The sequence below is a fragment of the Photobacterium satsumensis genome, from assembly GCF_050336935.1.
In the GTDB taxonomy this organism is placed as follows: Bacteria; Pseudomonadota; Gammaproteobacteria; order Enterobacterales; family Vibrionaceae; genus Photobacterium; species Photobacterium satsumensis.
Map to the genome: position 1 here is coordinate 595,556 of NZ_JAKJSK010000007.1, position 14,867 is coordinate 610,422.

14 protein-coding genes are annotated in these 14,867 nt (G+C 44.0%); 9 read left to right on the plus strand and 5 right to left on the minus strand.

Annotated features, from left to right (window positions below; genetic code table 11):
* Positions 1-64: 64 nt before the first annotated feature.
* A complete protein-coding gene (locus L4D79_RS14285) occupies positions 65-664 on the plus strand; it encodes a GNAT family N-acetyltransferase (protein ID WP_428652230.1) in 600 nt (199 codons plus the stop codon).
* Positions 665-767: 103 nt separating this feature from the next.
* Positions 768-1,478, plus strand: a complete 711-nt coding sequence (locus L4D79_RS14290; RefSeq protein WP_428652231.1) for a GntR family transcriptional regulator — start codon at positions 768-770, stop codon at positions 1,476-1,478.
* A gap of 74 nt (positions 1,479-1,552) precedes the next feature.
* On the opposite strand, the gene L4D79_RS14295 is transcribed toward L4D79_RS14290, so the two are convergent.
* Positions 1,553-2,752: an enolase C-terminal domain-like protein gene (locus tag L4D79_RS14295; RefSeq protein ID WP_428652232.1), complete on the minus strand. Its 1,200-nt coding sequence runs from the start codon at positions 2,750-2,752 to the stop codon at positions 1,553-1,555.
* A 563-nt stretch (positions 2,753-3,315) separates the two neighbouring features.
* Between L4D79_RS14295 and L4D79_RS14300 the strand changes: the two genes are divergently transcribed.
* The 3 genes from L4D79_RS14300 to L4D79_RS14310 all read left to right on the plus strand — a co-directional run bounded on the left by L4D79_RS14300 (position 3,316) and on the right by L4D79_RS14310 (position 6,601).
* The gene (locus L4D79_RS14300) at positions 3,316-4,701 is read left to right on the plus strand and encodes a PTS transporter subunit EIIC (RefSeq protein WP_428652602.1); all 1,386 of its coding nucleotides are present in this window, start codon (positions 3,316-3,318) and stop codon (positions 4,699-4,701) included.
* A 212-nt stretch (positions 4,702-4,913) separates the two neighbouring features.
* Positions 4,914-5,480 carry a putative ATP-dependent zinc protease gene (locus L4D79_RS14305; RefSeq protein ID WP_428652233.1) on the plus strand — a complete coding sequence of 189 codons (567 nt, stop codon included), beginning with the start codon at positions 4,914-4,916 and terminating at the stop codon, positions 5,478-5,480.
* Positions 5,481-5,683: 203 nt separating this feature from the next.
* Positions 5,684-6,601, plus strand: coding sequence for a cation efflux transmembrane domain-containing protein (locus tag L4D79_RS14310; RefSeq protein WP_428652234.1), 918 nt, complete (start codon positions 5,684-5,686; stop codon positions 6,599-6,601).
* Between the two features lie 81 nt (positions 6,602-6,682).
* Here the strand turns inward: L4D79_RS14310 and pepE are convergent, their stop codons facing one another.
* Positions 6,683-7,414, minus strand: coding sequence for a dipeptidase PepE (gene pepE / locus L4D79_RS14315; protein WP_428652603.1), 732 nt, complete (start codon positions 7,412-7,414; stop codon positions 6,683-6,685).
* Positions 7,415-7,590: 176 nt separating this feature from the next.
* Positions 7,591-7,788, minus strand: coding sequence for a hypothetical protein (locus L4D79_RS14320; RefSeq protein WP_428652235.1), 198 nt, complete (start codon positions 7,786-7,788; stop codon positions 7,591-7,593).
* Between the two features lie 523 nt (positions 7,789-8,311).
* Between L4D79_RS14320 and L4D79_RS14325 the strand changes: the two genes are divergently transcribed.
* The 3 genes from L4D79_RS14325 to L4D79_RS14335 all read left to right on the plus strand — a co-directional run bounded on the left by L4D79_RS14325 (position 8,312) and on the right by L4D79_RS14335 (position 11,868).
* Positions 8,312-9,598, plus strand: a complete 1,287-nt coding sequence (locus tag L4D79_RS14325) for an L-lactate MFS transporter (protein WP_428652236.1) — start codon at positions 8,312-8,314, stop codon at positions 9,596-9,598.
* Between the two features lie 114 nt (positions 9,599-9,712).
* Positions 9,713-10,519 carry a tetrahydrofolate dehydrogenase/cyclohydrolase catalytic domain-containing protein gene (locus L4D79_RS14330; protein ID WP_428652237.1) on the plus strand — a complete coding sequence of 269 codons (807 nt, stop codon included), beginning with the start codon at positions 9,713-9,715 and terminating at the stop codon, positions 10,517-10,519.
* A gap of 179 nt (positions 10,520-10,698) precedes the next feature.
* Positions 10,699-11,868 (plus strand): DUF3179 domain-containing (seleno)protein, encoded by a 1,170-nt coding sequence (locus L4D79_RS14335; RefSeq protein ID WP_428652238.1) that lies wholly within the window; start codon positions 10,699-10,701, stop codon positions 11,866-11,868.
* Positions 11,869-11,939: 71 nt separating this feature from the next.
* Here L4D79_RS14335 and L4D79_RS14340 read toward each other — a convergent pair whose 3' ends face one another.
* Both L4D79_RS14340 and L4D79_RS14345 read right to left on the minus strand, forming a co-directional pair.
* Positions 11,940-12,434, minus strand: a complete 495-nt coding sequence (locus L4D79_RS14340) for an outer membrane beta-barrel protein (RefSeq protein ID WP_428652239.1) — start codon at positions 12,432-12,434, stop codon at positions 11,940-11,942.
* A 316-nt stretch (positions 12,435-12,750) separates the two neighbouring features.
* Complete coding sequence (locus tag L4D79_RS14345; protein ID WP_428652240.1) at positions 12,751-13,662, minus strand: LysR family transcriptional regulator; 912 nt, start codon at positions 13,660-13,662, stop codon at positions 12,751-12,753.
* Between the two features lie 203 nt (positions 13,663-13,865).
* Here L4D79_RS14345 and L4D79_RS14350 point away from each other — a divergent pair, with 203 nt between their 5' ends.
* Positions 13,866-14,771, plus strand: coding sequence for a S1/P1 nuclease (locus tag L4D79_RS14350; RefSeq protein ID WP_428652241.1), 906 nt, complete (start codon positions 13,866-13,868; stop codon positions 14,769-14,771).
* The last annotated feature ends 96 nt before the right edge of the window (positions 14,772-14,867 follow it).

The following is a 14,867-nucleotide window of genomic DNA, read 5'->3' on the forward strand; positions in this document are numbered from 1 at the left end:
GTTCGTACTTCAAAGTAGTCTATTGAAATATCAACGAATATTGTCAGAAGTCTAGAGGCGGGTAATGAATAAGAAAATATGGACTTTTCCTTATAGTGTTGCACCTCAAAATCAGTCGAAGGTAGTTGCATCCATTGTGATGGGATTTGCAGATGATCCCACCGCTCGTTGGTGCTGGCCTGATGCTGAAACCTACTTAAACGTGATGTCTGATTGGACGTTAGCGTGCGGTGATAAAGCGTTTGGTTTGGGAACAGCACTGTTCAATGAAGGTTGCGGTGCCTTATGGCTGCCGCCGGGGATCACCTCGGATGAAGAACGCTTGGATGAGTTGGTCAAAAAGACGATGACGGTAAAGCAGCAGGAAACGGTTGCATTGTTGTTTGAAAAGCTGTCACCGTTTGAACCTGATTTACCGCATTGGTATTTGCCGTTAATAGGCGCAGATGTCACTGCCAGAGGAAAAGGGGCGGGGACTTTGCTAATGCAGAGTATTTCACAAGAATGCGATGAACACGGAGATACGGCATATTTGGTGTGTTCCAATCCATCGAATGTAGATTTTTACCAGCGCCATGGCTTTGAAGTGATGGATCATGTTTACGCGGGTGATTTCCCTGTGATGATCCCGATGATCAGAGCACCTTTGAATCCAGCACCTTGAGGTAACTTGGGTATATTATTTTGTCACTCAATTGAATAGTCGAAAGGCTTTAAATAAAATACACAGAAGCCCTCTTAACGCTCCCCCAAAAGCCGTTTTATCTATGAAGAAATTCGAGTTCGTTGTTCAAGATATTCTGAGCAAGATTTACCAAGGTGTGATCACAGATAAATTGCCTGCCGAGCGAGAGTTGGCAGAAAGCTACTCGGTATCTCGCTTTACTGTCCGTAAGGCACTCAACAAGCTTGAGGCGATAGGGGCGGTTTTTGTCAGGCAAGGTGCAGGGCACTTTGTGAAAGAGTCTAATGGTAATAACCCACTGGTTTATAACTCGATCACAGAAAACAGCTTTGAGGAAATGTCCTATAAAAAAGTGAGCTTGCATAAGAGGCTGACGGACTCTCACGATAAGAACTCATTCTTGATTGATGAAAATGATTATATCTGGTGTATTAAACGCCTGCGTTTAGTGAATGGAAAAATTGTACAGTTAGAAAGTACAAAGTTGCCGGTAAAACTGTTCACTAAAATGCATGATGAAATCATTGAAAGCTCTTTGCAAAACCATACGTTGGATCTGGGGTTGCAAATAGATCGCTATTTAACTAGCTATAAAGCGATTAATGTTTCTAAAGAAGAGGCAGAGTTACTAGGTTGCAAAAAGGGTATCGCGGCGATGAAAATAACTAACCGGGGATTTTTATCAACTGGGGAAGTGTTTATTGTCAGCGAGGTTATTGATATCGATTACCAATGTACCTATGTAATCCCGTTTAATAGTGAAAATATTAAGTTCAGGGGAAAAAAAGAATAGCTGGCTCTTTCGCGAAGAAACAACACAGCTCTTCTTTTGTTCATGTTTTTATTCTTGCTTGGCCTTTAGCCCTTTTACGGCGTGTGAATTGTACCGTCTGGCAGGCGACTCTGTGTCCACTCATGCGGACGGTATGTGACTGGGAAGTCAGCGGCTGCTTGTATATCCATTTCTACACCAATTCCGATCTCTTCTGACGCGTACAGGTAGCCATTGCGTGGCTCTTGCGCATTTGGGAATACACGTTGGGTATTTTCTTTGTATTCTACGTGCTCTTGAATAGCAGCATTGTGCAGGTGAACATTCATATGGGTGTTCACTGCAGCGCCAATTGGGGTCATATCTGGCGGGCAGTGCCAGGCAAGGCGCACGCCGAAGGTTTGGCACAGATGGCCTAACTTAAGGGCTGGGGTAATACCACCAATTTGCGACACATGGCAGCGGATGAAATCAATCCGACGGTTGATGATCAGCTGTTTCCACTCTTCGGGGTTGTTGAATAGCTCACCTAAACCGAGCGATACCGAGGTTTGGCTGCGGATATTATCCAGCCATTCTGTCTGGCTTGGCGGCAGAATATCTTCAATAAAATAAGGCTTATACTGTTCGACGTCTTTGGCAAACTGAACCGCTTGGTTCGGGAACAGACGTTCGTGAACATCGTGAAGAATATGGAATTGATTACCGTATTTCTCGCGTAGTTTCTTGAACATGGTCAGGGTGTTGTCGGTGTACTGATCCTGATCGTAGTAGGAGCCTTCGGTTGGGCTTTCAGTTGCATGGATATTTTCTGGTACACCGCCATAGAAGCCAAGCTGGCAACGGATATGCTTATATCCTTGTTCTAGGAAGCCATCAACAAGCTCGTAGATCCCTTCCATTGTGTCGCTTGTCGCGTGGGTATAGGCCGGAATAGCATCCCGAGATTTACCACCAAACAGCTGATGCAATGGCATGTTGGCTAGCTTTGCTTTGATGTCCCACAAGGCCATATCGACACCGGATACAGCATTATTGATAACCGGCCCATTGCGCCAATAGGCGTTGACCATCATCATCTGCCACAAATCTTCAATGTTATTAGCATCTTTGCCAACAAGCAGCGGCTTTAAATACTCATCAACCATGGTTTTCACGGCGAGTGGACGCTGCTGGAAAGTCGCACAGCCATAACCTGTAATGTCTTGATCTGTATGGACGATAACAGTAATTAAATTATGACGATCAGGTTTAGTAATAATGCATTCAACATCTGTGATTAATGTTTTTTTCACAATGAATTTCTCATCTGAGTCGGAATCTATTTTTATATATACCAATTGGAAAACCGGTATTTCAAGCCTATTTTTTCATTAAATTTAATTGGTACGGTAACTTAGCAAAAGGGGATAAAAAAACAGACCAATCATAGAAAATTAATTGTTTTAGCCCTGAACGTCCTAATTTTCGTGATTTAACTCTCAGTTTCGTCCGTTGGTTTTTTAGATTGGTTCTATATCATTTGTTTCATCAAATGGAACTTCAGGTGTTGGACAGTGTTTCTAGTGTGCAAATTGATGCATTGTTTCAGGGCTAGGAGGAAAAGAAAATAAATTCTTACGGTGTGATTTTAAAAGGTGAGTTATTTACTCAAATTAATTGAAGTCGTAAGTGAGCAATTTATAAGACATATCTTAAGTATGAATAACACCCTTAATGACTTTGGGCGAAATCCTTTTACAAAAGGGTGCTATTCCACTAGATTTCTTTTCTTAAAGAGAGTTAATTAAATATGCAAATTAGTGAGTCGATGGGTGGTTTTGGAAACAAGGCATCTGCATCATCAAAGCAAGATGCGATGACTGAAAAACTATCGCTAATGATTGATGCATTGGGTGGCATCAGCAACATTACCGATGCAACACACTGTATGACTAGACTGAGGCTCAAAATTGCCGATCAGTCTAAAGCATCGGAAGAGACGTTGAAATCCATCAAAGGGGTTCAGGGCGTCGTATTTGCAGAAGGTCAAATCCAAATCATTATTGGTGTGGAAGTCGAGAAGTGGCACAAAGCACTGCAAGCCATCATGGCGGGTAGTGGTGCTGTTGTCAGTGATGAAGATAAACCAAAAAGCAAAGATGACGGCAAGTTGTTCCAGAACGTGATGCGTATTGTAGCCGGTATTTTTGGCCCGGTAGTACCTGCTATCGCCGGTGCTGGTATGTTGATGGGCTTGTTATCTGGCCTTATTGCGACCAACGTGATCTCTGAAACTTCGGATACGGTATATTTCTTCCGCTCAATTTCCGTTGCTGTATTCTTCTTTTTGCCAATGCTGGTGTCTTTTTCGGCTGCGAAAATGTTCAAGGTTAATGAGTATATCGCTCTTGCTGTTGCCGCCGCGATGCTTTCTCCTCAGCTTGCTGATAAAGCGGCCGCGCTTAAAGCAGTCAGCGATGCTGCTGAACTGACGGTACTGGGTGTGGTACCAATCGAACTGATGAACTACGGTGGCGCAATTGTACCGGCGATTCTTGCGGTATGGCTATTGTCTAAAGTGACGCCACTGGTTGATAGCATTGTGCCCACTGTTGCTAAACCTGTGTTCACACCACTGCTTGCCTTTGCAGTAACGGCGACGGCGACATTGTCTGCGGTTGGCCCGCTGGGTATGTGGCTAAGTAATGGTGCAGGCTGGGTGGTTAGCGCTCTGCTAGAGATTTCTCCGATACTGACCGGTTTTGTCTTTGGTCTAACCCGTCCTATTACTATCGTGTTTGGTATTCACCACAGCATGACGCCTATCAGCCTGAACAACTTCGCGCTGTACGGCAAGGATTTGCTAATGCCGATTATGTGTCTGGGTAACCTGGCTATTGCTGGTGCAACACTCGCTATCTGGCATAAGCAGCGTAAAACGGTATCGAAAGAGCAATCTTCTATTACTGCAGGTTCAGGTGTAACGGCAATCCTGGGTATTACAGAGCCAGCATTGTTTGGTGTTCTGACTAAGTACACCAAAGCAATGTTTACGGCGAGCTTGGCGGCGGGTGTGTTCGGTGCAATCTCTGTCACACTTGATACGCACCTAACCAGCTACATTCTGTCTTCAGTGTTCAGTCTGCCTGCTTACTTGTCAGCAGGTACGCAGAACTTCATTCAAGCTGTAATGGGGGTATGTGGTGTATTTGTCCTGTCTTTCGTCTTAACAACCCTGTTTGTTAAGCTGGACGACGAATAAGGCTGAATAAGAGTAAGTCAGGAAGATGAATAAAGCCTGAAAAGTCAGTCTTCATAACATAAAAGCCTCAATGAAAGTGAAAGCCGCGACTAGTAATAGCCGCGGTTTTTTGCATCTGGAAAATTGTAACGGCTTTTTTCTCTGACTTGTGAGTGTCAAATACCTTTGCAAAGATGGCTGTAGGATGACACATAACATGGAAGGGAGTTGTCATGTTAATAAAGCAAGGCTGCAATATAGGAACCATAGTGGCACTAGCCTCAATGATGATCTCTGCGGGTGTTGTAGCAAGTGAGGCAACGCAGGGCTATATTCAGGGGCATGCCGTTCAAGAGTGTGGTATTGAAGATGGCAATAAAAGGGTGATAGGACAGAAGGAAAGCTTCTATTCGCCTGCATCTAATTTGAATTTCCGATCTCGCATTGATACTGGTGCTACCCGTACTTCAATTCATGCTACCAATATAGAAATCGAAGACTTTTCGCCAGAAGCTGAAGATAACATTGGCAAGATGGTTAACTTCATTACTGCTAATGAAAAGGGCGAAACGGTACACATGCGTAAAAAGATCACCCACGTTCGTCATATCCAAAACTCGCTGGGTTCAGAGATGCGATATAGCATACAGTTGGATTTAACTTTGGCCGACCGTGAGTACAGTGTTGAGGTTAACTTGAAAGACAGGAGTCTGATGTCAGATAAATTGCTTATTGGCCGTAATTTGCTGGCTTGTAATTATGTGGTGGATGTTTCTAAGGCCACTGCATTTGGCGTCTAGATATTCTGATATACCCAAATAACACAGATATGCCCAAATAGGCGTTGTTTGGGTATACGCTCTTTCATGTGTCTAAGTAGAAGCATTTCTATTTCTAATCATTTCTCTTATATCACAGTAATGACAAGTAATTATCTGATCGCTATAGTGAAGCATTAAATTGTCGCTTTGCTGTTAATGACTTACTGCGGGTTGGATAACGTATGAAAGAAAGAATAATAACCATTGAGCGTCAATCTATCCGTGTGGGTATTGCGGCAAACTTGGTGATGGCACTGAGTGGTTGGGGGGTCTACTATTTATCTGGCTCAGAGGCACTATTGCTTGATGGCAACATGTCGTTCATTTTGTTTTTATCATCGATAGTGGCGTTGAAAATTGCGGCTATTAAAGCGGTTAGATCAGAAACCTTTCCTTTTGGTTTATTCGTTACCGAGGCTTTGTACTCGTTGGTGAAAGGCTTGCTATTGCTTGGGGTGATTATCTCGGCGTTTACCAGTAATGGCGGTAAGGTTTTACGGTATTTGGCTGGCGAGCCCATCGCTATGATCAAAACAGGCCCCATTGTGTATTACGCGATCGCTATGGTGACGATTTGCTGGGGATTATCTGCGTTCTATTATGTCCAGAATAAGAAAATCCAAGGTAACAGCTCGATGTTGGCGGTTGATCGGAAAGCGTCATTGATTGATGGTGTGTTATCAGCTTCAACCGGTATTGTTCTGGTGGTCATTGGCTACATCAAGCAGGGCTCTTCGTTAGACTTCCTCTTATATATAGGCGATGCCTTGCTGGTGGTTGTGTTGGCGGTATCTATGTTGGGCCAGCCAATTCGCATTATCAAAGAAGCTTTTGTTGAACTGGCGGGTGGTAAGTTGCAAAACGACCAGCAGCATCAGGAGATTGCCCAAACAGTAAACCACGCATTATCTGCTAACGGCTTGAGTGCTGCGTCTTTGAATATCAGCAAAACAGGCAGTAGTTATTTGGTGATTGTCGGTTTGTCTTTAGAGTCCCTGAACCAAGAACAAAGTCGCCAGGTGATGGAGACGAAAGCGTCACTGCAGCAGATGTTGGCTGATAGGCTGACATTTGTCGATGTCGAGATGGTGTTGGTTTAGAAAATAAAGCACCAATACACTCTAGAAAGCACAGCCAAATCGCTGTGCTTTTATTTTGATATCAATAAATCAGGGGATTGATTAGCCGTCTAGACCCATCAGTTCGGTGACATCAGAACCGGCCTGGATCAGTGTGCGCTCTTGATTGAGTTTGAACCAGTGTAGCGGTTTGCCGTTAGCGGCTTCATAGGTCATGGTATCACCCGATACTGCAAGCCATGAACCTTCTGGGATACCAATAACGGATTGGTGAGGGTTGACCACAAGGAACTCTTCGATACGCTCGTCGCGTGTTTCACCCATATGGCCTTCAATAGATGCATCAATGTAGTGAGCATTGATTTGGAAGGGTACAAAGCTAAGCGAGGGAGTAATAGCTGCAGATACAATGCACATATCATTGGTCGTGCGGATCGTTGGCGCACTGATCACGGCACCGGCACTCCAACCAACATAAGGAGCGCCACGCTTTGTAACGGCCTGCTGGATTGGGCCGATAAGGCCAAGGTCATGTAATGTCTTATTCAATACCCAAGTGTTACCACCGCTACAAACAAAGGCATCTGCTTGGCGAATAGCCTCTACAGGATCTTCTGCACGGTGTAGACCAGTAACATTGACATCAAGGTGGCTTAGCGATTCTGCAACCATTGCGGTACGGTCGTCGTGGCTACTGCGGATCACCGCGTAAGGGATAACCAATACGTTTTTAACTTGCTTACGGGTAAATACTTCTGTGATCGCAGGAAGAGCGAATTCCATCACCTTGGTGTTGCCGGCAATTTTGCCATTACTTAATAGTAAGAGATCCATCATATATTCTCTTGTTTGGGTAAAGAGGATTATCATATATGAATCTATCAACAGGGAAGGTGAACAAGAGCACAGTTTTGTCCCTGTTTAGAGCCTTAGTTTTAGTGACGCCATCAGGTGAGGTGGAAGTATTAATGCTCATAACATTCACCTCTTCTATGGCTAAGTAGACAATATTAATGTACCCAATTGGACGGTTGATCATAGGTTGCTTCTAGTTGAAGTTGTGCAGCTTCTAATAGGTTTAGCAATTGGCTGACCTGCTGGGTTTTACCATGGGCAACCGCTTCTCTTATTTGCTTGTGGTACTGTCGAACTTTCTGAATACATTGCTGCCGCTGAAAAATGCTTCGTAAACCTTCTGCCTGATCCATATTACCCTCACTATTTTGCTTTGTATTTTATGCTTTGGATGTATATAACCAAGCCGTTTGCAGTTACTTGGTGTACATATTTAACCAGCAAAATAGCGTTCGTTTTTCAGGGGATTGTCAATTTACTATCAATTTATTTTAAAATTATATTTTTTATAATCAGTATTGTTGATTAATATTTAGACAAATTTGAGGCGGTTATTTTAAAAAGTCACTTTCAAGAATGGAAAGTTAGATTGCACATAGTTGGTAAGGGCGATCTAACACTGCGGTTTAACCGAGTTGTTTTGAGTGTGTTAAATCATAAAAAACATAATAAATATTAATCTTATTAATAGCTTATGTGGTGCGTTTTTATATGTTTTATAAACTTAAAAAAACGCCTGATTTCATTTTGTATGCCATTGAAAATCTTTATTTCAGCATTAATCTTTAGTAATGGTGACGATATTTTGCCTTTATTTTTATCACAATTGATTTCATATAGGGTATTGCTGTCTTCGAATTTTAGGTAACTCAAAAAATGAAAACAGCACAAGTGAAAAACCGCTGGTTAATTGCGCTCGCTGCGGTAGGTATTCATATTTCCATTGGTTCAGTGTATGCGTGGAGCGTATTCTCTAACCCGCTTCACGAAGCTTTTGGTTGGGATTTGCAACAGATATCGCTGACCTTTGGTATCGCTATTTTCTTCCTTGGCGCTTCGGCAGCTGTTATGGGCCATGTGGTTGAGAAAAAAGGGCCACGCTTCACCGGTATGATTGCTGCTACATTCTTCGGCATAGGTATAGCCGGCGCAGGTGTCGCTGTTGCGATGGAAAGCCTGTACATGCTTTACTTTAGCTATGGTGTTTTGGCGGGTATTGGCCTTGGTATGGGTTATGTCACCCCGGTATCGACGCTAATTAAATGGTTCCCTGACCGTCGTGGCCTAGCGACAGGCTTAGCTATTATGGGCTTTGGTTTTGCATCTATGATTGCAAGTCCTGTTATCCAGGCACTGATTAGTGCTGTGGGTCTGTCTTCTACCTTCTATATCATGGGCGCAACATACTTTGTTGTTATGCTGTCTGCATCGCTTTACCTAGAGCGTCCACCAGAAGGCTGGAAGCCTGCTTCTATGGTTGAAACCAAAGAACACGGCACTCCTGCTAAGAAACCAGCGGATGATCTGAACCAATCAAGTGCTAACGATGCGGTCCGTACTCCAACGTTCTGGGGTCTGTGGGTGATGATTTTCATCAACATCACGTGTGGTATTGCGATTATCTCGGCAGCTTCGCCGATGGCTCAGGAAATTGCGGGTCTGACAGCAATGGAAGCCGCAACGATGGTGGGTGTAATGGGGCTGTTAAATGGTCTTGGCCGCCTGCTATGGTCTGCAGCTTCTGATTACCTAACTCGTCCGAACACATTCATGCTGTTCTTTGTTATTCAGATTGTTGCCTTCTTTATGCTGCCGTCGCTTTCTCACGCAATGGCATTCCAAGCTGTGGTGTTTGTTATCATGACTTGTTACGGTGGCGGTTTCTCTACACTACCGGCTTATATCGGCGATCTTTTCGGTACCAAGCAGTTGGGTGCTATCCACGGCTACGTACTGACAGCATGGGCGCTTGCGGGTCTGTCTGGTTCATCTCTGGCCGCTTTCGTGCGTAACCTTACCGGTAGCTACACCATGACCATGTACATCTTCGTGGGTATCTTGACGGTGGCATTGGCTATTTCCGTTGTGATGAAAGTACACGTGGCGAAAGTACTGCGTGCTAAAGAGCAAGAAGCGATTGAAGCAACACCAGTTACTGTATAATCTGTAGAGATAGGGCAATTATGTGACAACAAACACACTTTAATTGTCCTATCTCAATGTTGAAGTAGAATCAGTTGGTTATAAACAAGAGATTCGTCACAAACAGTAAGTAATATGAAAGCAGTAATTAATACACTTTATGAAGCCAAGTTGGCTGAGCTTAAAGAGCAAATTGACGCAGACAGCGTTCCCGTTCAACTGACTATCGTTACTGTCGGTGATGATCCTGCCAGTAAGGTCTATGTGAGAAACAAGGTTCGTCTTTTTGAGGCACTTGAGCTTCCTTGCCACCACATTATCCTTCCGGAAGAAGGGACAACACAGGCAGATCTTGATGGCTTGGCTGACAACGTGGATCATCCGATCTTATTTCAACTGCCTCTACCAAATGGACTGGAAGCACCGGACTTACCGGCAGCCGTTGATGTTGACGGCTTTGGCTCAGAAGCATTGGGTCAATTGGTCTTGGGCCAAAACCCGGTACTGCCATGCACGGTTCAAGCAGCCATTGATATCATCGAACTTCACTGTGGTGAGTACAGCTTCCCAGGTTTGAAAGTGGCCGTACTTGGTCGCAGCAATATCGTGGGTAAGCCGTTGGCGATTGAGCTGATCAACCGACAGAGTACCGTAGCAAGCTTCAACAGCCGCTCTGATCTGGACGCGGTAGACTGGAACAAGTTTGATGTCATCGTGGTAGCGACGGGTTACCACGGTACACTGGACAACACCCAGTTCATTGAAGGCCAGCTGATTATTGATGTGGGTATCAACCGTATTGACGGAAAGCTGGTGGGTGATATCAAGCATCAAGATGGTCACTTATCAGATGCGGCAATTACACCGGTTCCGGGTGGGGTAGGCCGCCTGACTTGCCTGAATGTTTTGGGCAATGCCGTTAAGCTTTGCCAGTCAAAATAATCGCTATAACCTTCTCATAAAGGCGCTACGCAGGTAGCGCTTTTTTTATGCCTGAAATCGACACTCTGTGCCGTTATACCAAAGCTGGTATATCAGTGATACAGGTGGCGTGATTGCTGCTTTTTTCACCTGTTTTAGAATGTGCTCATTACTTCACTTCAGTCTGTTGGAGGCGATAAATGAGTGATTCTCGAAAAGTAAATAACATCCATTTTTATATTGTTGCTGTTGTGACTGCTGTCTTTTCAATATTTTCAGCTGTTGTTATGACTGAGCCTGGTCAAAGCTTGGACTTACCGCGTAGCTGGACAGTCGCTTACTACCACTACAGCGAGTATTTTGTGGCCTTGAATTTGGCAATGCTGGCCTACCTTTGGTACCTACACTCGAAAGTAAAACTGTGGACGAATCGTGCAATGCGATGGTCTTCCAAAGGGGTCCTAGTGTGCATTATTGCGGCGAATTTCTTATTGAGTTTGCTGTTCCCCCCGAAACAGACTGATGCCGTTTACGTAACGGTTGCAGAAGCGAATAATCAGCTACGCAAAGAAGATATTATTTATGCCGTCGAGATCAATGGTGATGTACGGGGCTACCCACGTCAGCATTTGGCTATTCCCCATATTGCGGGCGATACGATTGGTGGAAAAGAGGTCGTGATGACATTTTGTGGTTTGAGTAACCTGCCAGTGGTTATCGGCCAAGACATAGGCCATGGTGAGAAATCAGATCTTGGCATACTGATCCAAACCCATAACAATTTAGTGATGGTCGACCGCAACTCGGGCGATCTTATTCAGCAAATAACGATGGAAACTGAGTTTGGCGAATCGGATATCAAGCAGTACCCCAACACCATGATGACCTGGGAGGCATTCCAGCAAACCTACCCGGATGCCGAGGTGTTTATATACGCGTTTGACCGCTGGATGGATAAAGTTTTGGTTAAAGTATTTGATAAGCCAATGCAAAAGCAGTTTGACCCTGAGCGAGGAGCCATCTTTCCGACATTGGATATGGCCGATGACAGGATTAATGCCAAAGAGCAAGTCTGGGGTTTTGACAGCGGAGAACAGCAAATCGCCTTTACCCGTGAATTTGCCAAGCAAAACCCGGTGTACGAGTTTGAGGTGGCCGGAAAGCCTTATGTTTTGGTGTATAGCAAAGACTTCGACATAGTAAACCTTTTCAGTCTGGAAAAAGATGGCCAGCGGGTGGCGTTTAATGACGTCAACTTCAGAGGTGAAACGGATTCTGGCGCAGGGCGCCTAGAGCAGATACCGATGCATAACGGCATATTCTGGATGGTATGGTCCCATTGGTTCCCAGAGACAGAATTGATGGGCTGATGTTAATAATAAAAAGAGATAGATTAACAGTATTAAAATAAAGGAAGCACTAGGCGCTTCCTTTATTTATCTTATAGTTTCAAACCTATGGTGAAGGAGAATTGTTCAATATCAACACCTACATTCTGATCTTCCATATCAAAATAATCTTGTCTTACATCAGCATAGAAGTTTTTATATGTTGCTCGTGCTCCAAATCCCCAATACGCTCCGGTGTCATCATAAAAATTCTCATCATACAAATAGGCGCCACCTGAAATAAACGGTTTTATAGAGAAGTCTTCATGATAAAACGTATACCCGATATCGCCACCCAGCTTAAGTGTCTCTCCTCTTAATATACTTTCATCATTTTGTTCGTATGAGACATGAATACCTATATATTTATTTATATCATATCCATACTCAAGTTTTATTCCATCCCCATAGCCGAAGCTGAAACCCATCACTTCTGCATCAGTTGAACTATAACCCACACCTAAGCGATGACGCTTTTCATCGTTTGCACTTACTTGAGTTGCCACAGCGAGTACCAACGCCATGACAGTAAAATTTAATTTTTTCATGTGTTTAATGCCGAATGTTTCGAAGTGGGATAAAGCGTATACGAGAAGCTGGAGGAATAAAACTTTATTTCCAATGAGAAGTTCATGGATGTTTTATTTCGATAAAACAGTCACAAATAGGCTTAAATACAAGGCGAAATTTCGATAAATAAAATTGAAAGTGTGACAGGTGATAACTGTATGGGTAAATTATTGCTTTATGATTTATTAAGTGCTAGTCATTATTTAAGGACTAATAGTTATTTAAGCTCTGGTTGTTATTTAAGTTCTAATAGCTATGGCTATTCAGGGACAAATGGTTATTTTGGGTGGTTGTTTAATTATTTACTGAAAAAACTGATTTCACTAGTTTCTCCAGCCAAATATATTTGGCGCTGCGAAATTGGCTGTTGTTGAATGTTAAGGAAATTTGCATGGTCAGTGTATCCTCGAGACCTGCAAATTGGATGAAAGAAAACTCATCAGCAGACAAGCTTGCCAGCGAGGTTTTGGGGCAGATACAAACTGCATTGTTCTCTGCAATATATTTTAGGACATTACTCAGGTACTGGCTTCTCAACTTTGGCTTAAGTACCGTCCCTTCAGGAAACAGCTGCTGTATTAGCATGTATTGGTTGTTCAGATCCGGCAGGATCAAGCCAGTAATAGGGTAGTTCAATATGGTCGCTATAGGGGTGGTTTTCCCGGCTAATTCATGACTGCTTTTACATATCCCACCAATTAACGTTTCTGCCACGGGGACTTGCCTGAGTGCTTTGGGTACACCAATGGGATAGAAACTGATCCCTGCATCTAGCTCCTGATTGACTAACTGGCTTACCGTTGCGGAGCTGTAATTGTGAATCTCAATATCTAGGTTTGGGGCATCTTTGGTGAGAGCGTCAAATAGCGCATAGCCATGGCTTTCGGATAGGTAACTGTGTAACGCAATGCGAAACTTACCGGTTAGCTCGCGTGGTTTGAAGTCGTCACCCTGTAACGTTTTAGCGAGGAGGGCTAGTACCTTCGGTAGCTCTTGCTCCAACCCTTGGGCTTTGGGTGTCAGTTTTAACCCTCTTGGTTGGCGGATAAACAGAGGATCGTCAAAGTGGCTGCGGATCTTAACCAGTGCCCGGCTGACTGCAGGTTGGCTGATCTCCAAGCGTTCAGCAGCCTTACGGGTGTTCTTTTCTTGCAGCAGAACCACCAATATTTTGAGCAAATTTAAATCGAAGTTATCGAGTTGCATGTCCGGCCTACCGCTTCTTTTTATTGTCGGTATTAATCCTAGCTGATGCCGCAGGGATCGTTTTGTGTGATAAATAAGCGTATTGGGCGAGGTTAATCGATTACGTGCTCAATTAAATGCTTATTGAGGATATTTTCTTGACCACGACAATAAGGAAGAGCAAAGTTAGCGCCGAATGTAACAAATTGTAAATATGGTCAGTTATGAAAAATATCACTCTTGTTGCCTCAGCAATGGCAGCTTTGGCACTTGCGCCGACTTCAGCATTGGCTTGGAATTACCAAGGTCACGTAACAGTAGCGGAAATTGCTTATCAGAACCTGGATGAAGCAGTAAAAGTGCAAGTGGATGAACTTGCAGGTAAGGCTTACCAGTCAATGCCTCAAGATGTTCAGCAGAAAATGGACAGCTTTGAAGGCGCAAGCCAATTCGCTAAATTGGCTATGGTGCCTGATCTTATCCGTAAAGTGCCAGCTGAGCAGGTATGGCAGCAAATGGGTGAGACAATCCCTGCGACGTTGAACCAGTGGGATGAGAAAGAAACGGGTGCATGGCATTACATTAACCAAGCGTACCCGGCAACGAGCCAGTGTGACTTTGTGCATACCCCGAATATCAAGTTGGTGGCGAGCTACCTGTTTGAAGATTACAAAAAAAACCCACAGGCTGCGAGCTTGATGTTCATGAGCCATGTTGCCGGTGATTCACACCAACCAATGCACTCGATCTCGCAAAGCTTGAATGAAACTGCGTGTGTCACGGATTTGGGGGCTAACAAGCATACTTTGGATGTACCGCAGAAAGATCTTCACCACCTGTGGGACAGTGGTATGGGAATGCTTGATGAATCGCATAACATCCATGACTTTGCTGCTTCGCTTCAGCAAGATTTCCCGAAAGGCAATATGGATCTGGGCAAGGTCGCTGATGTTGATTCGTGGGTGAAGGAAAGTTATGCGCTAGCTGACTTTGGTTACAGCGTCGAGAAAGACACCAAACCATCAGACGCGTATTACCAGAAAGGCACGGAACTGGTTAAGCAGCGTTTGACACAGGCGGGTTACCGCTTGGCGGATGAGCTTAATACAGCGTACACGCAAAGCCACTAATGTGCTGAAAGCCTGTATGAAAAAGCATTGAGCGATCCTAAAGGGATAACAAAATCCGAGTGCACCTGTTGTACTCGGATTTTTTCATTTTCATTT